This window comes from Neisseria animaloris (assembly GCF_900637855.1).
GTDB classification, from domain to species: domain Bacteria; phylum Pseudomonadota; class Gammaproteobacteria; order Burkholderiales; family Neisseriaceae; genus Neisseria; species Neisseria animaloris.
The window spans coordinates 622357-644452 of the sequence record NZ_LR134440.1 but is presented as its reverse complement, the minus strand read 5'-3'; the positions used below and the strand labels follow the sequence as shown (position 1 = coordinate 644452).

The following is a 22096-nucleotide window of genomic DNA, read 5'->3' as shown; positions in this document are numbered from 1 at the left end:
TTGATTTTTTAATTTTGATAAAAAACTGCCGCTGTTTTGATAAAGCGGCAGTCTTTGCTACCAAACCGTTACAGGCTGTTGGTAAAGGTACGGGCGATAACGTCGCGTTGCTGTTCGGGAGTCAGTGAATTGAAGCGAACGGCATAACCTGAAACGCGAATGGTTAATTGCGGATATTTGTCAGGATTTGCCACGGCATCTTCCAATGTTTCACGGGTAAGTACGTTTACATTCAAATGTTGGCCGCCTTCTACTTTTGGGCGGACAGAAATGTCAACCGGAACCTCTTGGTAAGAAACTTCACCCAATGCAGACAAAGCAACTACTTCGTCTTCTTTGAATTTGCCGCCTTTAACGCACAAGCAGCGTACTTCTTTAGTATCTTCGTCGAGCAGCCAGAATGAGTTCAGCAGGGCTGAGTCGGCAGCTTGAGTAATTTGAATACCTTTGATCATGTTTTATCCTTTCTCGTGTTAAATTGAATTTAGTATTTAATTCATTAATTAGATAGAACATTGTATACCTCGCGTATGAATTTAAATTGACTTAAATCAAGTTACGGAGGGCTACACGGAATAAGCCGGGTAAATGGATAAAAAGTATATTAACTCGTTATTTGTAAATATTATTTTACTTTTCTGAATGGTTTTGTCGTTAAGTACGATTATTATGTAGATATTCCAGATTGCGTGAAATTATGTTACAAATATGCACGGATTTATAGATTTTTTGATTAAAGGTTAATATTGGTTAAGAGTTATGTAAAGTTGAAAAAGCAGCCGGTTTTTGTTTTGGTACTGCTATTGAGAACTTTTGGCGCTTAACGGTATTTTTGTATTCTGCGGAGTAATTAATTATGTTTTTTCTTCAATTTGCCATTGTTTTGTTGTGCATTTTGATGGGTGCCCGGGTTGGTGGTATCGGTTTGGGGGTTTTTGGCGGTATTGGTTTGGCCGTGCTCGCATTCGGTTTCGGCTTGCAGCCTACCAGCCCGCCTATTGATGTGATGTTGATGATTATGGCGGTGGTGTCCGCTGCTGCTGCCATGCAGGCTTCGGGCGGTTTGGATTATATGATTAAAATCGCTACGCGCATCCTGCATAAAAATCCAAAGTACATCACTTTTGTCGCACCTGCGGTAACTTATACTTTCACTGTATTGGCCGGTACCGGGCATGTTGCTTATTCGGTGCTGCCGGTTATCGCCGAAGTGAGCCGTCGTAACGGTGTGCGCCCCGAACGGCCGCTTTCTATGGCCGTAATTGCTTCTCAGTTTGCAATTGTTGCCAGCCCGATCGCTGCTGCGGTTGTTGCGTGTGTGGCTTACTTGGAACCGCAAAATATTACATTGGGCGATGTATTGAAAGTAACGGTTCCGGCAACAGTATTAGGTATTGCCCTGGCTTGCGTATTTGTAAATAAAATGGGTAAAGAGTTAAAGAATGACCCGCATTACCAAGCCCTTTTGAAAGACCCTGAATATTTGGCTATGAATAATGCCCAAGTTGATACAGGCGAGACTGAAGTAAGTAAAACCGCTAAAGTATCTTTGGGTATTTTCCTTTTTGCTGCGCTGTTGGTTGTGGTAATGGGGGCGATACCCGGGCTACGTCCGGTATTCGAGGGTAAACCGATGGGTATGGCGCATACGATTGAAATTGTAATGCTTTCTGCCGGCGCGTTGATTATTCTGTTTTGCAAACCGAACAGTGATGATATTACCAAAGGTTCTGTATTTCATGCGGGTATGCGTGCGGTAATTGCGGTATTTGGTATTGCTTGGTTGGGCGATACTTTGATGCACGGCCATTTGCCGGAAGTGCAGGAAGCTGTATCAGGCTTGGTGCAAACTGCGCCGTGGACTTTTGCCTTTGCGCTGTTTGTGTTGTCTGTGTTGGTAAACAGCCAAGGGGCTACCGTGGCAACTTTATTCCCGGTGGCGATTTCTCTGGGCGTACCTGCACCGATTATTATCGGTACGTTTGTGGCAGTAAACGGTTATTTCTTCATTCCGAACTACGGTCCGATTATTGCTGCAATTGATTTTGACAGTACAGGCTCAACCAAAATCGGACGCTTTATTTTTAACCACAGTTTTATGATTCCGGGTCTTTTGAGCATGGTATTCAGTTTGGCATTCGGTTTATTGTTTGCTGAGTTATTTTTATAATAAATCTGAAGTTCTTATGGTAAAAGAGGCCGTCTGAAAACTTTTCAGACGGCCTCTTTACTTTTGCATACTGTCAAGGTTTGACTTCTTTGCCGTTAATTTTCACACCGGTGAGTTTGAGATTGTAGGTTTTGCCGTCATCGGTGTAGCTGATTTGGGCTGGAATATTATTAAAATCCGGTGCAAACGCATAATTGACCGTACTGTCGCCGCGTTGGATACGGTATTTGTTGACTGTAGTTGTGCCGCCACCGATTTTATATTGCGAACTGCCCGCGCTGTTCAGGCTGCCGACGCGGTAGATTTTTTTGCCGTTGGTAATACGCAGGCCGGACGGGAGTTTGGCATCGTTGGCGGCAAGTTGCCATGCGAGAGTAAATAAATCCATCGTGATGCCGGAAGAGACTTCGGTTTTCTGTTCACCGGTTTTGCCGTAGGTAACTTGGCCGTTACCGAATTTGGCTTCCGCATAAGTTTTGCCGCCGCGCACATCTTTATAGTAGGCGGGTTTGAGCGTGTTGCCGGATACGGTGCCGCCGGACTCGAAGCGGATGCTGTATAGCGGCACTTTGATGCGCGATACGATTTTGTAGCTGTTTCCGCTTCGGGTAAAAGTCATGGTAGCGGGAATGCCGTAGCTGCCCGAATATTTGAGTTCGGCAGATTGGGGAAGCTCCGAGGCAAATACCGGTGAAGCAAATACGGCGGAAAGTAGGGTCAAATTTAATTTTTTCATGCGGTTTCCTTTCTCGGGAAATCAGGCCAGCAACGGTTGTTTTTCCGGACGGTGCCGCGGATTCATCACGCGGTTGCCGTTGATTTTCAGACGGCCTTCTACAAAATCGGCCACAGCCTGGGGCAGAAGGCGGTGTTCCACTTCCAATACCCGTGCGGCGATATTGTCGGCGGTATCGTTGTCGTAAACCGGCACGACACCTTGCGAAATAATCGGGCCGCAATCCAGCTCGGGCGTAACGAAATGGATGGTGCAGCCGGCAATCCGGCAGCCGGCTTCCAGCGCGCGTTCGTGTGTGTGCAGGCCGGTAAAGGCCGGCAGCAGCGAAGGGTGGATATTGATCAGGCGGCCTTCGTAACGGCGGCAGAACTCGGGCGTGAGAATGCGCATGAAACCCGCCAGCACCACCAAATCGGGGTGGTATGCGTCGATTTTCCGCATCATAGCCTGATCAAATTCAAGGCGGCTGCCGAAACTTTTATGGTTGAGACAGTCGGTGGCGATGCCGCGTTCCGTAGCCCAAGCCAAACCGGCGGCGTTTTCATTGTTGCTCAATACGGCGGCGATGCGGGCATTGGGAATTTCGGCATTGACGACGGCCTGCATGTTACTGCCGCGGCCGGAAATCAGGATAACGATGTTTTTCATGTTTAAACGGTATGGAAAGGATGGGTTAAGATATAAATCTACGGAAAAGGGTACGCAAGCAGGTTAGCTTGATTTAACAGCTTTTTAAAGTTATAGGCCGGAAATAGAGTGTTATTGTAGCTAAATATAGAGAAGGCCGTCTGAAAACTTTTTTCAGACGGCCTTTGTATATCATACGGATTTAATTCGATGCGAATGTGTTGCATTGGTTGATGTCGCCGCTTTTCAGGCCGCGTTTGAACCATGTCAGGCGTTGTGCGGACGAACCGTGCGTGAAGCTGTCCGGCACAACGTAACCTTGTGATTGCTGTTGCAGGCGGTCGTCGCCGACGGCTTCGGCGGCATTGAACGCTTCTTCCAAGTCGCCTTGTTCAAACAAATTGTCGTTGGCGGCGTAATGCGCCCATATGCCGGCGAAACAGTCCGCCTGAAGTTCGAGTTTGACCGACAAGGCGTTGGCCTGCGCTTTTCCGGCGGTTTGCTGTGCCTGATTCACTTGCGGCAATACGCCGAGCAGGTTTTGCACATGATGGCCGACTTCGTGGGCGATTACATAAGCGAAGGCCGCATCACCCGAAGCACCAAGCTTTTTGTGCATGTCTTCGTAGAAAGACAAATCCAAATAAACTTTGCGGTCGGCAGGGCAGTAAAACGGCCCCATGGCGGCTTGTCCCGTGCCGCAGGCGGTTTGCGTGCCGGCGGTGTAGAGCACGAGTGTGGGTGGAGCATAACGGCTGCCGTTTTTGGCAAAATACTCGCTCCATACGGTTTCGGTGCTGGCAAGCGTTACTTCGGCGATTCCTTTCAGTTGGGCTTCCAGTTTGCTGTCGAGTTTGGTTTGCTGCACGGCGGGGGAGCCGATGCCCGGGGTGCCGACTACGCCCGATAAGTCTACGCCGTAATATGCGCCGATCAATAAAATGATGATGCCGATAATGCCGGTGCCTTTGCCGCCCGGAATACGCCCGCCTTGGCCGCGGCGGTCTTCTACGTTTGAACTTCGTTTTCTTCCTTCCCAGCGCATGGTCGGATTCCTTTTGTATTGATTGTTGTGGGTATTATACGGTATCTGTTTGTTTTGCCGAACCGAACTGTTTTCAGACGGCCTCAGATAAGCTGTTCGCCCCAGTGCAGTTTCTGGCGCAGGGTTTTGTAGTATTGGTAGTCGGTGGGGTGTAAAACGCGTAGCGGGTGGCGGTAGCGGTGGATTTGGATGCGGTCGAAATTTTGTACGTCGACGAAAGACTGCCCGTCGAAATGAACGCGGGCATCACCGCTTTTGGTAATCAGGATTTCGATTTCGCAGGTGTCCGAAACGGCAATCGGCCGGTTGGTCATCGATTGCGGGCAAATCGGCACCAAAGTGAATGCGCGCAAACTGGCCTGCATAATCGGGCCGCCGGCAGCAAGTGCGTAGGCGGTGGAACCGGTGGGCGTGGATACAATCAGGCCGTCTGAACGCTGGGTATAAACGAATTCTTTATTGATAAAAACTTCAAATTCAATCATCTGGCCTGCACCGCCGCGGGAAAGTACTACATCGTTAAGTGCCAGTGAAGTAGTAATCATCTCGCCGTTACGTAACAGCGAGGTTTCCAGCAAAATCCGTTCTTCGGGCAGGTATTTGCCGGTAAGCATGCCGCTCAAGCCGTGTACCATGTTTTCGCGCGGCACTTGGGTTAAGAATCCCAGATGGCCTTGGTTGACACCGATAACCGGAACGCGGTACGGAGCCAGTTTGCGGGCAACGGACAGGAATGTGCCATCGCCGCCGAGCACGATGACCAAATCACATTTTTTGCCGAGGTTTTCCTTATCGGCAATGTGGCAGAGGGCTGCGTCTTGCACTGCCGCCGTATCGTCTTGAACGTTGGCTTCGTCAAGATAAATATCCAGTCCGGCGTTATGCAGGAAATTCACCAGAGTATGCAGATTTTCCTGAATGCCGGGCGTTTGCGGGCGGGTAACGATGCCGATGTGTTTGAATTGGCTGTTCATGGCGCAATCTGTTGCAGGTGTCGTAAATTTAGATTATAGCGGTTTTTCAGACGGCCTGAAAACGTATGTAGTCGGAAGGTCGGGTAAACATTTGGAATATGCCGGTAAACCTTCAGGCCGTCTGAAAATAATTCAGGAAGCCCTCGGGTACCGTGTTCAGATACTCAGTTGTTCCAACAGGGCCTGTTTCAGTGCAAGCTGGGTTTTCGGCGTGTCGAGTTCGAGGCTGTACAGCAGGAAGCTGTCTTCCACGCGCTCGTCTAGGGTAGTGATTTTGGCGTAGCGTACGCTGATGTTTTGGTCGGATAACACACCGGCCACATCTGCCAGTAGGTAGGGGCGGTTGACGGCGACAATTTCCAGCGTGTACCAGCCGGGAGCATCTTCTTCGGGTATCAGCAGCACGTTCGGCGTAATCGGTAGATGGCGGCTGCGGCGGCTGCGAGCCGTGCGGTATCCGTCGTTGTTGTTATTGGTATAACCGTGTACGAAATTATTCAATTCTGCTTCCAAGGCACTTTGGATATTGGGATAGTCAGCATAACCGTATTGTGGCGGTATTTGCACGATAAACGTATCGAGAATGTAGTTGTGTTCGGTAACGAAAGCGCGGGCGGTTAGGATATCCAAACCGTGACGGCTGAAAATACGGCATAAGCCGGCAAACAGGCGCGGGCCGTTGGGCATGAAAGCCATTACCTGAAGCGTATCGCTTTCGGGCAACAGGCGGCTGCGTATCTGCGGTTCTTCAAGGCAATGGACGAGGTTGGCGGTGTGCCACAGGATTTCCTGCAATTCGTGGCGCACGAAATAAGCCGAGCCGAGCGCGCGCCAAAGCTGCTTTTGTTGTTTTTCAGGAGTTCCCGTACAGGCAAGCTGGTCGGTTGCCCCCTGTTGGCGGCGACTGACGATAACGTTGCGGTTGCCGCTTTCCCCGGAAAAACGGCGTGCAGCGGCGTGAAACAGATTTTCCAACAAGCCGGCACGCCAGCCGTTCCAGAGTTTGGGGTTGGTGCCGCGTATGTCGGCCACGGTGAGCAGATAAAGCGCGGTTAAGCGTTCGGGTGTTTTCACTTTGCCGCAGAAATGGTTGATAACATCGGGGTCTTGGATGTCTTCTTTTTGGGCGGTGGCCGACATCAGCAGATGGTTTTCCACCAGCCACACCAGCAATTCGCTTTCTTCCGTGTCCAAAAAATGGTCGGCGGCAAAATCACATGCGTCGGCCATGCCCTGTACGGCATGATCTCCGCGCCGTCCTTTGGCAATATCGTGGAAAAACGCCGCTAAATAAAGCACATGCTGTTTGGGGAATGAGTGCATCAGCGCGGAAGCCGACGGCAGTTCGTGGCTGTGCGAATCTAACGCGAGGCGGCGCATGTTGCGCACCACCATCAGAATATGGTCGTCTACCGGATAAACGTGAAACAAATCGTGCTGGAGCAGGCCGACGATTTTTCCCCATGCGGGCAAATAACGTCCCAATACGCCGTATAGATTGAGAAAACGCAATATATGGGTTAAGCCGTCACCATTTTTGAAAAATCCGGCAAAACGCCGGCGGTTGGCGGGGTTGTCATAAAAACCACGGTTGATTTTGCGGGTGGCCGCCCACCATGCACGCAGGGTTTTGGGGGCGAGCGAAGTGAGATCGTTGCGGCTTCGCAGGATTTCGACGATTTTGAAAATATGTTCGGGGTGGTGTGCAAACAGCTCTTTATTTCTCACGGCAATCTGGTTGCCGACCTGATAATAATCTTCGTCTATGTCGTGTACCGAGCGCGGCAGCAGCGAATAAATACGCCCGCGCAGCATGGGCAGCAGAATGCCGTTGAGCTGTTTGACGATTTTGACAGCGCGGTAAAACACACGCATCAGCTTTTCGCTTTTGATGTGTTTTTCATCGTCCTGCCAGCCCATATTTTCCGCTACTTGGCTTTGCAGATCGAAAATCAAGCGGTCTTCGGCGCGGCCGGCAGCCAAATGCAGCTCGATGCGGATGGAGGCCAGCCGTTTGTGGCTGTTCATCAGCATGCCCGCTTCGGTGCGGGTAATCACGCCTTGGGCGATTAGTGTATGTATCGGTGCGTCCAAATCTTGCGCTTTGGCCAGCCACAAAATGGTATGGATGTCGCGCAACCCGCCGGGGCAGGTTTTGATGTTCGGTTCCAACACCGCGCCGGAACCTTGCGATTTGGTATGCCGCTGCTCCATTTCCAGCAGTTTGGATTCGATAAACGAGGCGGTATCGCGCTGCAAACTCAGACATTGCAACAAGCGGTCGGCCGCTCGGCGGTTGCCGGATAAAAAACGCGCTTCGAGCAGGGCGGTATCGCCGGTGATGTCGTCATGCACGCTGTCGCACAATTCTTCTATGCCGCCGCTTTTCACGGCCGGTGCGAGTTTCATGTCCCACAGAATCTGCACGAATTCGGTAATTTTTTCCTGCTCTTCGGACGTGAGCGGATCGGGCGACACCACGGCCAAATCCAAGTCGGAAAACGGATATATTTCTTCGCGCCCGAATCCGCCCGTGGCCAGCAGGCATAAATGGCTGTTGCCGAACAGTTCCTGCCACAACCTCGACAGCATTTTTTCTAATGCCTTGCCGTAACGCTCGAAAAACATCATCGGCTGGCGTTTGCTGCGGTAGGCTGCAACGGCTTGCTGCTTTTCCGATTGCAGCTCTTGAACGGCGGATTGAATCACGGTTTGCATGGCGGGTTTCCGTAGCAGGCCGTCTGAAAAGGTTTCAGACGGCCTCTGCAAGAGGGTTGGCGACTTTGTTATTATATCCGACTACACGGGGCGTTGTTGATGGCTCAAAAAGGCTTGAGGCCGTCTGAAAAGGTTTCAGACGGCCTCTGCACCCGATATGCTCAGGCTTTAGGAATAATCAAACAAATCCGGCTGCTTATGCTCGCTGGTAACGCGCACGTCGGTTTCGCCGTCGGCAAACATAATGTGCAGTTTTTGACCCTGCTTCAAAGCATGAGCGCTGCGGATGACTTGCCCGCGGCTGTTTTTAACCACGCTGAAACCGCGTTCCAAAATGTGCTGCGGCGACACGGCTTCGAGCAACGCGGCCTGTTTTTCAAGACGCTGGCGGTACAGCGCAAACAAAGACAGTCGGCTTTGCTGTAAGGCCGTCTGAAAACGTGCCACGTCGCGTTGTGCCGCAGATATATCGGGGCGCAGATGAATCAGGCTTTGTTGCCGGCGGGCAAGCTGCTGGACGTTGAAACGGTGGTTGTTGTGCATGGAAAAGCGCAGCGACTGCTGCAAGGCGGCAAGCTGGCCGCGCTGTTCGTTCAATTTGTGTTGAGGGTGGCGGATTTGGCGGGCGAACCAATCCACTTTTTGGCTGGCATCGTAATAACGCTGCTCCAATGCCGTTTTCAGACGGCCTTGTGCCTGCGCAAGCTTGTGCAGCGATTCCAAGCGGTTGGGGCTGACCAGTTCCGCCGCGCCCGTGGGCGTGGGGGCGCGCACGTCGGCGACAAAATCCGCCAGCGTGAAATCGGTTTCATGCCCCACACCGCTGATCACGGGAATTTCGCACGCCTCAATCGCCCGCACCACAGGCTCTTCGTTAAACGCCCACAAGTCTTCGATGCTTCCCCCGCCGCGGCACACGATTAACACGTCCGCTTCGGCACGCGCAGAGGCCGTCTGAATCGCTTGGGCGATCTGAAATTCGCTGCCCGCGCCTTGCACAGTGGTCGGGTACACAATCACGGGGATTTCCGGCGCGCGGCGTTTCAATGTGCTGACCACGTCGCGCAAGGCTGCTGCGGCAAGGCTGGTTACGATGCCGATGGCGCGCGGATGGGCGGGCAGCGGTTTTTTGCGTTCCGCCGCAAACACGCCCTCAGCCTGCAATTGGGCTTTCAGCTTTTCATAGGCTTCGTAAAGCTGCCCCAAACCTTTCAAGCGCACTTCGTTTACGGTGATTTGAAACTCGCCGCGAGCTTCGTAAATGCTGATTTTGCCGGTCAGCTCGATGTGGTCGCCTTCTTTCAGCGGTGCAGCCAATTTAGCTGCCGTGCCTTTAAACATGGCGCAGCGCACTTGGGCACGGCTGTCTTTGAGCGAAAAATAGTAATGTCCGCTGGCGGCGCGGGTAAGGTTGGATACTTCGCCCGCTATCCACAGTCCGAACAGGTTGTCTTCCAGCAGGCTTCTGGCTAAGGCGTTGAGTTCGGAAACGGAAATGGCGGCAGGAGCGAAAAGTTCGGACATGGCGGTTCGGGCGGTATCAATAAAGAGGGATTTGAATACAGCACTTTGAATACAGTAGATTAAGTATGCATTAAAACAATAAAGGCGGCAATCGCCGCCTTTATTTACTCTTGGCGTTGATGTACAACAGTAACTTTTGCCGAACCTAGTGAGTTTGCTTTGGTTAGGAAACCAACCCGGGCAGCCATGGATTCCGAAGTAATATTGGGCAGCTTGTCTATTTTTAAAGCAGTCAGGGTTATTTCATAGCGGTGTTTTCTACCTTTAGGAGGACAAGCGCCACCATAACCGGGTTTACCGAAATCAGTGCGGGTTTGTATTGCTCCGGCCGGCAAATTTTTTCCGTCGGCGGTGATGCCGGCCGGTAATTTATTAACATCGGCCGGAATATTGGCAACTACCCAATGTACCCAACCCAAACCTGTCGGAGCATCTCTGTCATAAATGGTAAGTACGAAGCTTTTAGTACCCTTGGGAGCGTTTTTCCAAGACAAGGCGGGGGAAATGTTTTCGCCGGTACAGCCGGAACCGTAGTCTGAACTTAAAACTTGTTGCTGACTGAAACGTCCATTTTTAATATCGTCTGCTTTCAGAGTGAATGCACCAGCTGCAAATGCAGATGAAGATAAACCGCTGATAATAACCGCGGTAAGTAATTTTTTATACATATAAAAGACTCCTTTAACATAGAAAATTGTAAGATAAAGAGGAAAGTAGCATAATATATCATGTTACTTTAAATTAATTACTCTAAATTAATCGCCGCCATTATACATAATAATAATAATCATTGTATATAGGACAAGGATATTATATTAGGTATATTAATAAAGCGATGGGATTGGGAAAGTCTAAATTGGAACTTTATTACTTTTATTTTAAATAAATATAGTTTCATCCCGTTTTTTTGGAGAAGAAGAAATCAGTACAAGTGATTATTTTTATAGATATATTCAAGGGATAAACCTATCTTTGAAAGGCGTTTGTGCCCAAAGGTAGTAGGGTAAGGTAAAATATTCTTAACGTGAATATTCCGAGAGTCCGTCTGAAATGCCCAAACTCTACCAAATCATCGAACGTCATTGGCAAACCCCCAATCCCGTACTGACTGTCTTACTGAAACCTTTGTCGTATCTGTTTCAGGCGGCCTCCACTATTCGTCGCGAACGTTATCGTAAAGGCCGTCTGAAAAGCGAAAAGCTGCCGGTGCCTGTTGTGGTGGTGGGTAACATTCATGCGGGCGGAGCGGGTAAAACGCCGGTGGTTTCCGCGTTGGTAGCAGGATTGCAGGCGCGTGGGATTAGGGTGGGCATCATCAGTCGCGGTTACGGCCGCAAGAGTGCGGCAGTGCATGTATTGAATGAAAACAGCACCGCGGACGATGCGGGCGACGAACCCGTGCTGCTGTACCGCCAAACCGGTGCGCCGACGGCCGTAGGCAGTAGCCGTGTGCAGGCGGGTAGGGCGTTGTTGGCGGCATTTCCGGATGTACAGGTGATTGTGGCCGATGACGGCTTGCAGCATTATGCTTTGCAGCGCGATTTGGAAATTGCAGTTTTTCCGTTTGCCGATATGGGCAGGCGTGATTTGGATTTACTGCCCAATGGCGGCTTGCGCGAGCCTTTTTCGCGGTTGCAGTCTGCGGATGCGGTGGTGGTGAGCGGCTGTAAAGGCGGTTTGGACAGAGCTTATTTCAGGCCGTCTGAAAACCTGTTTGCAAGCCGTGTGGAGGCAGGAGAGATTTACCGCCTGAACCGTTCGCATGAAAAACTGGATATTGGCGGTTTGACAGGCAAAAACGTGGCGGCGGTAGCGGGAATTGCCAAGCCGGAACGCTTTTTCGACACTTTACGTGGCATAGGCATTGCATTGGCGGAAACCCGTGCGCTGCCCGATCATGCCGATATTTCCACCGCCAAATTGCCCGCCGCCGATATTGTGCTGGTTACTGAAAAAGACGCGGTAAAATTTTCAGACGGCCTCGCGGAAAATGTGTGGGTGCTGCCTGTTTGTGCGATAATCGAACCTGATTTGGCGGCGTTCGTGGCAGGCCGTCTGAAAGACATCAGGGAGAAGTGATGAAGATGAAAAATAAATGGGCATTGGCCGCTACTTTGTGTTTGGCAGCAAGTTCGGTTTGGGCGGCGGAGGCAAGCAAGGCTTCGTTGGAAAAGCTGTTTGAAGTGCAGCAGTTCGATAAAATGCTCGATGAAATGAACAGGAATGTTCCTTCATTTGCCAAAGAGCAACTGCAATCGCAAGATTGGTTTAAACAAATTCCGGTCGCCAAACGCGATGCGGTGGCCGCTAAAATCAACCGGTATGCCGAGCAAATGGTTAAACAGATGAATACGCCGCAAATGCGTGCCGAAATCCGCAAGGTGGGCATTGAGGGCGGGGCGAAAGTGTTGACCCAAGAAGAAGTGGATGCATTGATTAAGTTTTACAGCTCACCCATCGGCAAATCCATCAATGCCAAAATGCCGCAATATTTGCAGGCGGTGATGGTGCCGATGAATAATCTGATGCAAAAACAGCTCAATGATTACCAACAGCAAAACGCGCCGTGCTTGAAACGCGAAATCAACCAGTTGATTTGCGGTAAAGATGAATGTAATTGAAAAGGTAAATAAATCGATGGAAAAGAAATTTTTGGATATTCTCGTCTGCCCGGTCAGCAAAGCACCGTTGGAATACAACCCCGAATTGCAGGAATTATGGTGCCGCCAAAGCAAGCTGGCTTATCCGATTAAAGACGGCATTCCTTACATGCTTGAAAATGAAGCCCGCCAACTCACTGAAGAAGAATTGCACGCATGACGGAATTTATCGTTTTGATTCCTGCCCGTTTGTCGTCTTCAAGGCTGCCGCTCAAAGCGCTGGCCGACATCCACGGCAAGCCGATGGTGGTGCGTGTGGCCGAACAAGCCGCCAAGAGTGTGGCAGTTCGCGTGGTGGTAGCAACCGACCATGCCGATATTCAGACAGCCTGCAAAACCCACGGCGTGGAAGTGGTGATGACTTCGGATAAACACGAAAGCGGCACCACCCGTTTGGCAGAAGCTGCCGAAAAGCTGAATTTATCTGCCGAAACCATCGTAGTAAACGTGCAGGGAGACGAGCCGCTGATTGCTCCCGAGCTGATCAATCAAACGGCAGAGGTGTTGGCGGAAAACGGCGCACCGATGGCCACCGCCGCGCATGAAATCAGTGATTTCGACGAATTCCTTAATCCGAATGTGGTGAAAGTAGTGCTGGCAAAAAACGGCAACGCCATCTATTTCAGCCGTGCGCCGATTGCTTATCCGCGCGATCTGATGCGCGAGGGCAAGTGCGAAGTGTCGAAAGAAACCGTGCCGCTGCGACACATCGGTATTTATGCCTACCGCGCCGGTTTTCTGAAAGATTATGCCGCCATGAGTGCATCGCCGCTGGAAAGCACGGAATCTTTGGAGCAACTGCGTGTGTTGTGGCACGGTCACCCGATTGCGGTAAGAGTCACCGCCGAAGCTCCCGCCGCCGGTGTGGATACGCAGGAAGATTTGGATAGGGTAAGGGAAGTGTTCCCGCAATAGTTTTAATGATAATGAAAGGCCGTCTGAAAGATAGTTTCAGACGGCCTTTTCGGTTGGTTCGTCAATCCCTTACGTACACCACTTCCACATCATAATCGTCGTCGTTCCAATCGTCGTCTTCATCGTTGCCGATTTTTTCCTGCCACTCTGCTTCATGGCTCAAAGAAGAATCCAAACCGGCTTCCAAGCGTAATACCGAAAGCAGGTGATACATATCTTGCGGAATCGGCGCTTCAAACGACACCGTTTCGCCGGCGGCGGGATGGATAAAGCTCAAACGGTAAGCATGCAGAGCTTGGCGCGCCAAACCTTTTACTGCTTCTTTGGCGGTGCCGGAACACGAATGGCGCGGATTGCCGTAAACAGGATCACCGGCCAGCGGATGATTGGCTTCGCGCATATGCACGCGGATTTGATGGGTGCGGCCGGTTTCGAGCGAACATTCGATGTAGCTGTGGGCAAGATAACGCTCAAGCACTTTAACGTGGGTAACGGCCGGCTTACCGCCGAATTTGACTACGGCCATTTTCAGGCGGTTGTGCGGGTCGCGGCCGATTAAAGTATCGATTTTACCATCGAAAGGCACGATGCCGTTGGCTATGGCGCGGTAGATGCGCTTTACCGTGCGTGCCTGAAGCTGCTGTACCAATGCGTTTTGCGCAGGCAAGGTTTTGGCAACTACCATCAGGCCGCTGGTGTCTTTGTCCAATCGGTGCACGATGCCGGCACGCGGAATCTGGCTTAATTCGGGGCAATGCGCCAACAGGCCGTTGAGCAGCGTGCCCGTCCAATTGCCGGCTGCCGGATGCACCACCAAGCCGGCAGGCTTGTTCAGCACGATTACCGAGTCGTCTTCATAGATAATGTCCAAATCTATTGCTTCGGGTGTGAAAGCGAGGTTTTCTTCGCTGGGGCGTACGGTTACGTCGATGAATTCGCCGCCTATCATTTTGTCTTTCGGCTGAGCGGGTTTTCCGTTAACCTGCACGCTGCCTTCTTTAATCCACGAAGTGAGGCGGCTGCGGGAATAATCGGGCAGCATTTTTGCCAGCACTGCATCTAAACGTATACCGGCAAAATCGACAGGAACGGTTAAATTAATGCAACTTTCTGTATCAGGGGCTGCCGAAAATTCTAAATCATCGTTATAATCGGCTTCATTTTCAAAGGAAGAGTTCTGCATGAAAAAAATTCTTTTAGTAGTTGCTTTAGGTTTTGCCTTGGGCGGTTGCGCTTCCACGGGTACGGTCGATAAAGATGCCCAGATCACTCAAGATTGGACGGTGGAAAAACTGTATGCCGAAGCTCAAGACGAATTAAACAGCAACAATTATACGCGAGCCGTTAAATTATATGAAATTTTGAAATCGCGTTTTCCCAACGGACGTTATGCGCAACAGGCACAGTTGGATACAGCCTACGCCCACTATAAAGATGATGAGCCGGAAAAAGCACTGGCGGCCATCGACCGCTTCCAACGCAACCATCCGCAGCATCCCAATATGGATTACGCTTTGTACCTTAGAGGTTTGGTGTTGTTTAACGAAGATAAATCTTTCCTAAACAAGTTGGCTTCGCAAGACTGGTCCGATCGCGACCCTAAAGCCAACCGTGAAGCGTATCAGGCTTTCTCGCAGTTGGTTTCCCAATACCCCAACAGCAAATATGTAGGCGATGCTACCGAGCGCATGACTAAATTAGTTGATGCCTTGGGCGGCAACGAAATTTCCGTAGCCCGCTATTACATGAAGCGCGGTGCTTACTTGGCTGCGGCTAACCGTGCACAAAAAGTGGTGCAGCAATATCAAAACACCCGTTTTGTGGAAGAATCGCTGGCTATTATGGAGCTGGCTTACCGCCGTATCAACCAACCCCAATTGGCAGACGATGCCCGCCGTGTTTTGGAGAAAAACTTCCCCAAGAGCCCATATCTGCAAAAAGAATGGCGTTTGGACGGTATACCTTGGTGGCGTTATTGGAAGTAATGGAAATGAAGCCGGTGTGATAAACATTAAGGCCGTCTGAAACACTTGTTTCAGACGGCCTTTGCTTGTAAAAGGCAAACATGACCCCATGTGCGGTAAAAATATTCGAGAGAATCTTGTCATGAATTTAGCAGATCATTTTCTGGTAGCCATGCCTTCGATGGACGACCCGTTTTTCGAAGGCAGTGTGGTTTATTTATGCCAACACGATGAAAACGGCGCGATGGGCATTGTCATCAACAAGCCCTCGCCGGTAACGATGGATTTGATTTTTGCTGCTGCCGATACCCATATCCCCGACCGTTTCCAAAACGAATGGGTAATGATGGGCGGGCCGGTGCAGATAGACCGTGGCTACGTGGTGCATACGCCTGTGGGAGAATGGCAGAGCAGTTTGGTGGTAAACAGCGACGTTGCCTTAACCACTTCGCGCGATATTATTGAAAATCTCTCAAGGCCCGATGCGGTGGATAAGGCCGTTGTCAGCATCGGATATGCAAATTGGGAAGCAGGCCAGCTTGAGCGCGAGTTGGCGGAAAATGCATGGTTGACCGTGCCTGCGGACATGCATATTTTGTTTGATTTGCCTTATGCCGAGCGGTACGAAGCCGCGTTTGCCAAAATCGGCATCAACCCCAGCCTGATTATGAACGGGGCGGGGCATGCTTAAAGCACCGCACGGCACAACGTTGGCATTTGACTTCGGCGAAGTGCGTATCGGCGTGGCGGAAGGCGATGCCGAAGTAGGCACGGCGCACCCGCTTGCCACCGTTGCGGGAGAGGGCAATGATGCCAAATTTGCCGCGATTGCCAAATTGGTCGACGAATGGCAGCCGGTGCAGTTGGTGGTGGGGCTGCCTGTTCATGCCGACGGAACCGAGCACGAGCTTACCCGCTTGAGCCGTAAATTCGGCCGCCGTTTGCAGGGGCGGTTTCGGTTGCCGGTTTATTGGGTGGACGAGCGGATGTCGTCACTCTATGCCGAAAGCCTGTTGGCGGAAGCGCAAGTGTTCGGCCGCAAACAAAAACAAGTTTTAGACCAAGTGGCCGCACAAGCTATTTTGCAGAGTTTTTTCGAAGGTGGTGCAGCCGAATATTTTAACGGCGGGGAAACCAGTTGAAAATTAAATGGAGGCCGTCTGAAAACAAGGTTGCAGCTTTGCCAGAACTCTGTTTTCAGACGGCCTTTCTCATGTGGTGATATTCACTTGGCACACCAGATTCCGTTTGGAGTCCGCTCTTGTTTCACGTTATAATTCTTTTTCAGACGGCCTAAAGCAACACAGGCCGTCTGAAAACGTATCTAACCTGAGCCAAAGCCCGCCTGAAACCCTAACCATGCACATATATTCAGCTTGTGTGCATCATTAGTGTTTTAGCGGCTGCGGCTCTTCTTGAAAGGAACGAAATGTTCAACAAACACGTTAAATCTTTCCAATACGGCGAGCACACCGTTACCCTCGAAACCGGCGAAATCGCCCGTCAAGCCGCGGCAGCCGTGAAAGTTTCTATGGGCGACACCGTGGTTTTGGTGGCCGTTACCGCCAATAAAGACGTTAAAGAAGGCCAAGACTTTTTCCCCTTAACCGTTGACTATCTCGAGCGCACTTACGCTGCGGGTAAAATCCCCGGCGGTTTCTTCAAACGCGAAGGCAAGCAGAGCGAAAAAGAAATCCTCACCAGCCGCTTGATCGACCGCCCCATCCGCCCGCTGTTCCCCGAAGGTTTCTACCACGACATCCAAATCGTAGCGATGGTGGTTTCGGTTGACCCCGAAATCGATTCCGACATCCCCGCCATGATCGGCGCGTCTGCCGCGCTGGTGTTGAGCGGCGTGCCGTTTGCAGGCCCGATCGGTGCCGCGCGCGTGGGTTATGTGAACAATGTTTATGTGCTGAATCCGACTAAAGCGCAACTGGCGAAATCGCAAATGGATTTGGTGGTTGCCGGTACGCAAAAAGCCGTGCTGATGGTGGAATCCGAAGCGCAAGAGCTGCCCGAACATGTGATGTTGGGCGCGGTGGTGTACGGTCACGAGCAAATGCAGGCTGTAATTAACGCCATCAATGAATTTGCCGACGAAGTCAACCCCGAAGTGTGGGATTGGAAACCTGCCGAAACCAATGCCGAATTGGTAGAAAAAATCCGCGCAATCGCAGGCGAAACCATCGGCGAAGCGTTCAAAATCCGCCAAAAGCAAGCCCGTTCTGCCAAGCTCGACGAAGCATGGAATGCGGTTAAAGATGCGTTGATTACCGAAGAAACCGACACGCTCACCGCCAACCAAATTAAAGGCATTTTCAAACAACTGGAAGCCGATGTGGTGCGCGGTCAGATTTTGGACGGCCAACCGCGTATCGACGGCCGCGACACCCGCACCGTGCGCCCGATCAACATCCAAACCGGCGTATTGCCGCGCACCCACGGTTCCGCCCTGTTTACCCGCGGCGAAACCCAAGCTTTGGCAGTAGCCACTTTGGGCACCCAGCGCGACGAGCAAATCATTGATGCCTTGAGCGGCGAATACACCGACCGCTTTATGCTGCACTACAACTTCCCGCCGTACTCTACCGGCGAAGTGGGCCGTATGGGTGCGCCGAAACGCCGCGAAATCGGCCACGGCCGTTTGGCCAAACGCGCGCTGGTTGCCGTGCTGCCTTCGCCGGAAGAGTTCAGCTACACCATGCGCGTGGTTTCCGAAATTACCGAGTCTAACGGCTCGTCTTCTATGGCTTCCGTGTGCGGCGGCTGTTTGAGCCTGCTGTCTGCCGGTGTGCCGCTGAAAGCACACGTTGCCGGTATCGCCATGGGCTTGATTTTGGAAAACAACAAATTCGCCGTGTTGACTGACATTCTAGGCGACGAAGACCACTTGGGCGATATGGACTTTAAAGTAGCCGGTACCACCGAAGGTGTTACCGCACTGCAAATGGACATTAAGATTCAGGGTATTACCAAAGAAATCATGCAGATTGCTTTGGAGCAGGCCAAAGAAGCGCGCTTACACATTCTGGCGCAGATGAAAGAAGCCGTTGAAGGCCCGCAAGAGCTGTCGCAACACGCTCCGCGCCTGTTTACCATGAAGATCAACCAAGACAAAATCCGCGATGTGATCGGCAAAGGCGGCGAAACCATCCGCAGCATTACCGCCGACACCGGCACCGAAATCAATATTGCCGAAGACGGCACGATTACCATTGCCGCCACCACTCAGGAAGCGGGCGATGCGGCGAAAAAACGCATCGAAGAAATTACCGCCGAAGTGGAAGTGGGCAAAGTGTACGACGGCACGGTATTGAAGCTGCTTGATAACAACGTCGGCGCCATCGTTTCCGTAATTCCGGGCAAAGACGGCTTGGTACACATCAGCCAAATCGCCCACGAGCGCGTGAAAAACGTGAGCGACTACCTGCAAGTCGGCCAAAACGTGAAAGTGAAAGCTCTGGAAGTGGACGACCGCGGACGCGTGCGCCTGTCGATGAAAGCCTTGATCGAAGCGCCCGAACGCGAACCGCGCCAAGAGCAACCGGTAAGCGGCGAATAAGCGTTTCACCGCATAAAGGCCGTCTGAAAATCATTCAGACGGCCTTGTTTCCATCTATTTCTTTATTGAGGCCGTCTGAAAAAACGGCAAAAGAGAACAATCATGCATACAGAATCCGTATTGGCCGTTTTGAAAATGCTGCAAAACCAAATCTGTGAAGCCTTGGAAGCGGAAGACGGCGAAGCCTGTTTCGTAGCCGACCAATGGCAAAGCAAACTCGGTAGCGGCGAGAGCCGCGTATTGAAAAACGGCAAGGTATTCGAGCAGGCCGGTGTTAATTTTTCCCATGTGAAAGGCGATGCCATGCCCGCATCCGCCACCGCACACCGCCCCGAATTGGCCGGCGCGCGCTTCGAAGCGATGGGCGTGTCGCTGGTTATTCATCCGAAAAACCCCTATGTGCCCACCAGCCATGCCAATGTGCGCTTTTTTATCGCCTATCCCGAAGGCAAAGAGCCGGTGTGGTGGTTCGGCGGCGGCTTTGATTTAACACCGTTTTATCCGTTTGAAGCAGACATTCTGCATTGGCACCAAACCGCCGCCGCCGTGTGTGCGCCTTTCGGCGAAGATGTTTATCCGCAATACAAAAAATGGTGCGACGAGTATTTTTATCTCAAGCACCGCGGCGAAACGCGCGGCGTGGGCGGGCTGTTTTTCGACGACTTGAACCGCTGGGATTTCGATACCTGCCTGAATTTCATCCGCGCCGTCGGCGAAGGCTATATCGAAGCCTACCGCCCCATCGTTGCCCGACGCAAAGATACCGCATACGGCGAGCGCGAACGCCAATTCCAGCTTTACCGTCGCGGCCGCTATGTGGAATTTAATTTGGTGTGGGACAGAGGCACGCTGTTCGGCCTGCAAAGCGGTGGGCGCACCGAAAGCATTTTGATGTCGATGCCGCCGCTGGTGCGTTTTGAATACGCCTACGAGCCGGAAGCAGGCACGCCCGAATCGCGCTTAAACGAATTTCTGAAACCGCGCGATTGGTTGGAAGAATTGGCTTAATTAATGTGGAAAGGCCGTCTGAAAAAGTTTCAGACGGCCTGTTTCATTATGGCGGATAGGGGGAATACTGTTATTTTTCCCTTTTTAAATCTATCAATCTCGTACCGGCCAGATAATCGTATAAGAATTGACGGTCAGGGTTTAACAGTGCGAACCCCCATGGCAGAATCCACCAAATCAATGCTGCACCGAATGCAGGTTTGGGTGGAATACCGAGCAAGTGGCGCAAAGCGGCATAAGCCAGCAGGGGTATAAAAACAATAAACACGCATGCCCACATAAAACGCAGGCGTAGTTGCGGCAGCGGCGGGCGGGTGCGGTGAAAATTGGTCAGGCCGATTTTCCAGACGCGCATAGGCAGCGTTTGCCCCTGTTTGTGCCAGTTTGCCTTGAAATAGAGCCACCATGCGCCAAGCAGCAATAATGTGGCGGCGAGGCTGGCAAGGATCGGGGAAACTGCCTTTAACACCATCGCTACGGTACCAGCGAGCAAAGAGGCAACAGCGGTAACGGCACCGATAAGCAGGGCTTCGTAAAGCATGGCAGCTAAACGGCGTTTAAGCGGGGCGGAGGGGAAATCAGGCATGATGAACTTGTTTGAAAAGACTGTACCGATATTAACAGAAACCGTGTTGTTTGGGCAGGCTGGCTCGTCGGCTTGGGGCAACAGCAGTTGAACGGAAGAAGGGCGGTCAGGATTTTTCAGACGGCCTTTTGTGTTCACAAAGGCTGTTGCAGCCGGTTAGGTGCGCGTAAAATAGTCATTCGGTTGTTTAATTTTAATAAGGATAGGGCCGGAACCTTGGCGAAATTAACATTTGTAGGGTCGTACCGTATCATTTACGGCTTGCCAGCTTGTTTATTTGGTTAATATACAGACGTTTTTTTAATGATGCTCATATCCGGCCGTCTTAAAATATCCTGAAACAGAAAGAAAAACATGAATAAGCCGTTTGATGTCGCCGTTATCGGCGCAGGCCCTTCGGGTTCGGTTGCCGCCGCATTGCTGCTCAAAAAGGGATTCAGCGTATGCGTGTTGGAAAAACAGCATTTTCCGCGCTTTGTGATCGGCGAAAGCCTGCTACCGCATTGTATGGAAATGCTTGAGGAAGCGGGATTTTCGGATGCCGTAAAAGCCGAGCCGTCGTTTCAGTTTAAAAACGGTGCGGCTTTTACCTGGGGCAAGCGCTATACTTATTTTGATTTTACCGACAAGTTTTCAGACGGCCCCGGCACCACTTTTCAAGTGCGCCGCGCCGTGTTCGATAAAATCTTGATTGACGAAGCCGCCAAGCAAGGTGCGGAGGTGCGTTTCGGCCACGGTGTTACCGCGTTCGACAACAGCGGCGATGCGGCGGTTTTGAGCGTGGCAACCGATAAAGGCGAACAATATGAATTGCGGGCACAGTTTGTGTTGGATGCCAGCGGCTACGGGCGGGTGCTGCCGCGCCTGCTTGACTTGGAAACGCCTTCCGACCTACCGCCGCGCATCGCCCATTTCACCCATATCGACGACAATATCGACAACCCTAAATTCGACCGCAATAAAATCCTGATCACTACCCATCCCGAACACCGCGACGTATGGCTGTGGACGATTCCTTTCGGCGACAACCGCTGTTCCATCGGTGTGGTCGGCCTGCCCGAAACATTGGTCGGCGATGCGGAAACCGTGCTGAAAAAATTTGCCCTCGAATGCCCGATGCTGGCTGAAATTCTGGATAAAGCCGTGTGGGAAAACGAATTTCCGTTTCGCAGTATCCAAGGCTATTCCGCTAATGTAAAAACTTTATACGGCAAGCATTTTGCTTTGTTGGGTAATGCCTCCGAGTTTCTCGACCCCGTGTTTTCATCGGGCGTAACCATCGCCATGCATTCGTCTAAGCTGGCGGCCGATTTGCTCGGAAAGCAGCTTAAAGGCGAAATTGTCGATTGGCAGGCCGGATTTGCCGAACCGCTGATGCTGGGGGTGAACACTTTCCGCACTTATGTTACCGGCTGGTATAACGGCCGTTTCCAAGACGTGATTTATGCCGAAAACCGCAATTCCGACATCAGCCGAATGCTGTCGTCGATTTTGGCGGGTTACGCGTGGGATACCGAAAACCCTTATGTGGCGAAGTCCGAACGCCGTTTGGATGCTTTGGCCGAATTGGTAGGCGAAGCAAAACAGCATTAATAGGATATAAA

At 51.4% G+C, this 22096-nt stretch carries 21 protein-coding genes; 11 read left to right on the top strand and 10 right to left on the bottom strand.

Annotated elements, in window-relative coordinates; genetic code table 11:
* Window positions 1–68: 68 nt before the first annotated feature.
* Complete coding sequence (gene grcA / locus EL216_RS03115) at window positions 69–455, bottom strand: autonomous glycyl radical cofactor GrcA (protein WP_085390432.1); 387 nt, start codon at window positions 453–455, stop codon at window positions 69–71.
* A gap of 401 nt (window positions 456–856) precedes the next feature.
* Here grcA and EL216_RS03110 point away from each other — a divergent pair, with 401 nt between their 5' ends.
* Complete coding sequence (locus tag EL216_RS03110) at window positions 857–2170, top strand: anaerobic C4-dicarboxylate transporter (RefSeq protein WP_085390433.1); 1314 nt, start codon at window positions 857–859, stop codon at window positions 2168–2170.
* 73 nt (window positions 2171–2243) lie between these two features.
* On the opposite strand, the gene EL216_RS03105 is transcribed toward EL216_RS03110, so the two are convergent.
* The 7 genes from EL216_RS03105 to EL216_RS03075 all read right to left on the bottom strand — a co-directional run bounded on the left by EL216_RS03105 (window position 2244) and on the right by EL216_RS03075 (window position 10462).
* Window positions 2244–2906, bottom strand: coding sequence for a DUF3108 domain-containing protein (locus tag EL216_RS03105; RefSeq protein ID WP_085390434.1), 663 nt, complete (start codon window positions 2904–2906; stop codon window positions 2244–2246).
* 21 nt (window positions 2907–2927) lie between these two features.
* Window positions 2928–3554, bottom strand: a complete 627-nt coding sequence (gene purN, locus EL216_RS03100; RefSeq protein WP_085390435.1) for a phosphoribosylglycinamide formyltransferase — start codon at window positions 3552–3554, stop codon at window positions 2928–2930.
* 181 nt (window positions 3555–3735) lie between these two features.
* The gene (gene ypfJ, locus EL216_RS03095) at window positions 3736–4578 is read right to left on the bottom strand and encodes a KPN_02809 family neutral zinc metallopeptidase (RefSeq protein WP_085390436.1); all 843 of its coding nucleotides are present in this window, start codon (window positions 4576–4578) and stop codon (window positions 3736–3738) included.
* Window positions 4579–4661: 83 nt separating this feature from the next.
* Complete coding sequence (locus EL216_RS03090) at window positions 4662–5552, bottom strand: NAD(+) kinase (protein WP_085390437.1); 891 nt, start codon at window positions 5550–5552, stop codon at window positions 4662–4664.
* 156 nt (window positions 5553–5708) lie between these two features.
* Window positions 5709–8270, bottom strand: coding sequence for a [protein-PII] uridylyltransferase (gene glnD / locus EL216_RS03085; protein ID WP_085390438.1), 2562 nt, complete (start codon window positions 8268–8270; stop codon window positions 5709–5711).
* A gap of 168 nt (window positions 8271–8438) precedes the next feature.
* A complete protein-coding gene (gene xseA, locus EL216_RS03080; RefSeq protein ID WP_085390439.1) occupies window positions 8439–9794 on the bottom strand; it encodes an exodeoxyribonuclease VII large subunit in 1356 nt (451 codons plus the stop codon).
* A gap of 104 nt (window positions 9795–9898) precedes the next feature.
* A complete protein-coding gene (locus EL216_RS03075; RefSeq protein ID WP_085390440.1) occupies window positions 9899–10462 on the bottom strand; it encodes a YbhB/YbcL family Raf kinase inhibitor-like protein in 564 nt (187 codons plus the stop codon).
* A gap of 382 nt (window positions 10463–10844) precedes the next feature.
* On the opposite strand from EL216_RS03075, the gene lpxK reads away from it, so the two are divergent.
* The 4 genes from lpxK to kdsB are packed head-to-tail and all read left to right on the top strand — an operon-like array spanning window position 10845 to window position 13369.
* Entirely contained in the window at window positions 10845–11873 is a 1029-nt protein-coding gene (gene lpxK / locus EL216_RS03070) for a tetraacyldisaccharide 4'-kinase (protein WP_085390441.1), read from the top strand.
* Entirely contained in the window at window positions 11873–12415 is a 543-nt protein-coding gene (locus tag EL216_RS03065) for a DUF2059 domain-containing protein (protein ID WP_232005260.1), read from the top strand. The genes lpxK and EL216_RS03065 overlap by 1 nt, the downstream gene beginning before the upstream one ends.
* A 16-nt stretch (window positions 12416–12431) precedes the next feature.
* Entirely contained in the window at window positions 12432–12614 is a 183-nt protein-coding gene (locus EL216_RS03060; protein WP_085390530.1) for a Trm112 family protein, read from the top strand.
* Complete coding sequence (gene kdsB / locus EL216_RS03055; protein WP_085390443.1) at window positions 12611–13369, top strand: 3-deoxy-manno-octulosonate cytidylyltransferase; 759 nt, start codon at window positions 12611–12613, stop codon at window positions 13367–13369. The genes EL216_RS03060 and kdsB overlap by 4 nt, the downstream gene beginning before the upstream one ends.
* Before the next feature lie 61 nt (window positions 13370–13430).
* On the opposite strand, the gene rluD is transcribed toward kdsB, so the two are convergent.
* A complete protein-coding gene (gene rluD, locus EL216_RS03050; RefSeq protein WP_085390445.1) occupies window positions 13431–14552 on the bottom strand; it encodes a 23S rRNA pseudouridine(1911/1915/1917) synthase RluD in 1122 nt (373 codons plus the stop codon).
* Here rluD and EL216_RS03045 point away from each other — a divergent pair.
* The 5 genes from EL216_RS03045 (at window position 14551) to hemF (ending at window position 19906) form a co-directional block, all read left to right on the top strand.
* A complete protein-coding gene (locus tag EL216_RS03045; RefSeq protein WP_085390447.1) occupies window positions 14551–15354 on the top strand; it encodes an outer membrane protein assembly factor BamD in 804 nt (267 codons plus the stop codon). The genes rluD and EL216_RS03045 overlap by 2 nt on opposite strands.
* Window positions 15355–15475: 121 nt before the next feature.
* Entirely contained in the window at window positions 15476–16024 is a 549-nt protein-coding gene (locus EL216_RS03040) for a YqgE/AlgH family protein (RefSeq protein ID WP_085390532.1), read from the top strand.
* Entirely contained in the window at window positions 16017–16475 is a 459-nt protein-coding gene (ruvX, locus tag EL216_RS03035) for a Holliday junction resolvase RuvX (protein ID WP_085390449.1), read from the top strand. Before EL216_RS03040 ends, ruvX begins: the two co-directional genes overlap by 8 nt.
* 287 nt (window positions 16476–16762) lie before the next feature.
* The gene (pnp, locus tag EL216_RS03030; RefSeq protein WP_085390451.1) at window positions 16763–18898 is read left to right on the top strand and encodes a polyribonucleotide nucleotidyltransferase; all 2136 of its coding nucleotides are present in this window, start codon (window positions 16763–16765) and stop codon (window positions 18896–18898) included.
* Window positions 18899–19000: 102 nt separating this feature from the next.
* A complete protein-coding gene (gene hemF, locus EL216_RS03025; RefSeq protein ID WP_085390453.1) occupies window positions 19001–19906 on the top strand; it encodes an oxygen-dependent coproporphyrinogen oxidase in 906 nt (301 codons plus the stop codon).
* A gap of 70 nt (window positions 19907–19976) precedes the next feature.
* On the opposite strand, the gene EL216_RS03020 is transcribed toward hemF, so the two are convergent.
* Complete coding sequence (locus EL216_RS03020; protein WP_085390534.1) at window positions 19977–20492, bottom strand: RDD family protein; 516 nt, start codon at window positions 20490–20492, stop codon at window positions 19977–19979.
* Window positions 20493–20846: 354 nt separating this feature from the next.
* On the opposite strand from EL216_RS03020, the gene EL216_RS03015 reads away from it, so the two are divergent.
* Window positions 20847–22085 (top strand): NAD(P)/FAD-dependent oxidoreductase, encoded by a 1239-nt coding sequence (locus EL216_RS03015; protein WP_085390455.1) that lies wholly within the window; start codon window positions 20847–20849, stop codon window positions 22083–22085.
* The last annotated feature ends 11 nt before the right edge of the window (window positions 22086–22096 follow it).

What these genes read in the sequence shown, in the direction of transcription:
- glnD (WP_085390438.1), bottom strand. Translation starts at nt 8,270, where the DNA reads ATGCAAACCGTGATTCAATCCGCCGTTCAAGAGCTGCAATCGGAAAAG.
- hemF (WP_085390453.1), top strand. Translation starts at nt 19,001, where the DNA reads ATGCATACAGAATCCGTATTGGCCGTTTTGAAAATGCTGCAAAACCAA.
- rluD (WP_085390445.1), bottom strand. Translation starts at nt 14,552, where the DNA reads ATGCAGAACTCTTCCTTTGAAAATGAAGCCGATTATAACGATGATTTA.
- EL216_RS03020 (WP_085390534.1), bottom strand. Translation starts at nt 20,492, where the DNA reads ATGCCTGATTTCCCCTCCGCCCCGCTTAAACGCCGTTTAGCTGCCATG.
- ypfJ (WP_085390436.1), bottom strand. Translation starts at nt 4,578, where the DNA reads ATGCGCTGGGAAGGAAGAAAACGAAGTTCAAACGTAGAAGACCGCCGC.
- kdsB (WP_085390443.1), top strand. Translation starts at nt 12,611, where the DNA reads ATGACGGAATTTATCGTTTTGATTCCTGCCCGTTTGTCGTCTTCAAGG.
- xseA (WP_085390439.1), bottom strand. Translation starts at nt 9,794, where the DNA reads ATGTCCGAACTTTTCGCTCCTGCCGCCATTTCCGTTTCCGAACTCAAC.
- EL216_RS03045 (WP_085390447.1), top strand. Translation starts at nt 14,551, where the DNA reads ATGAAAAAAATTCTTTTAGTAGTTGCTTTAGGTTTTGCCTTGGGCGGT.
- lpxK (WP_085390441.1), top strand. Translation starts at nt 10,845, where the DNA reads ATGCCCAAACTCTACCAAATCATCGAACGTCATTGGCAAACCCCCAAT.
- EL216_RS03075 (WP_085390440.1), bottom strand. Translation starts at nt 10,462, where the DNA reads ATGTATAAAAAATTACTTACCGCGGTTATTATCAGCGGTTTATCTTCA.
- EL216_RS03090 (WP_085390437.1), bottom strand. Translation starts at nt 5,552, where the DNA reads ATGAACAGCCAATTCAAACACATCGGCATCGTTACCCGCCCGCAAACG.
- EL216_RS03065 (WP_232005260.1), top strand. Translation starts at nt 11,873, where the DNA reads ATGAAGATGAAAAATAAATGGGCATTGGCCGCTACTTTGTGTTTGGCA.
- EL216_RS03060 (WP_085390530.1), top strand. Translation starts at nt 12,432, where the DNA reads ATGGAAAAGAAATTTTTGGATATTCTCGTCTGCCCGGTCAGCAAAGCA.
- purN (WP_085390435.1), bottom strand. Translation starts at nt 3,554, where the DNA reads ATGAAAAACATCGTTATCCTGATTTCCGGCCGCGGCAGTAACATGCAG.
- EL216_RS03105 (WP_085390434.1), bottom strand. Translation starts at nt 2,906, where the DNA reads ATGAAAAAATTAAATTTGACCCTACTTTCCGCCGTATTTGCTTCACCG.
- EL216_RS03110 (WP_085390433.1), top strand. Translation starts at nt 857, where the DNA reads ATGTTTTTTCTTCAATTTGCCATTGTTTTGTTGTGCATTTTGATGGGT.
- grcA (WP_085390432.1), bottom strand. Translation starts at nt 455, where the DNA reads ATGATCAAAGGTATTCAAATTACTCAAGCTGCCGACTCAGCCCTGCTG.
- EL216_RS03040 (WP_085390532.1), top strand. Translation starts at nt 15,476, where the DNA reads ATGAATTTAGCAGATCATTTTCTGGTAGCCATGCCTTCGATGGACGAC.
- ruvX (WP_085390449.1), top strand. Translation starts at nt 16,017, where the DNA reads ATGCTTAAAGCACCGCACGGCACAACGTTGGCATTTGACTTCGGCGAA.
- EL216_RS03015 (WP_085390455.1), top strand. Translation starts at nt 20,847, where the DNA reads ATGAATAAGCCGTTTGATGTCGCCGTTATCGGCGCAGGCCCTTCGGGT.
- pnp (WP_085390451.1), top strand. Translation starts at nt 16,763, where the DNA reads ATGTTCAACAAACACGTTAAATCTTTCCAATACGGCGAGCACACCGTT.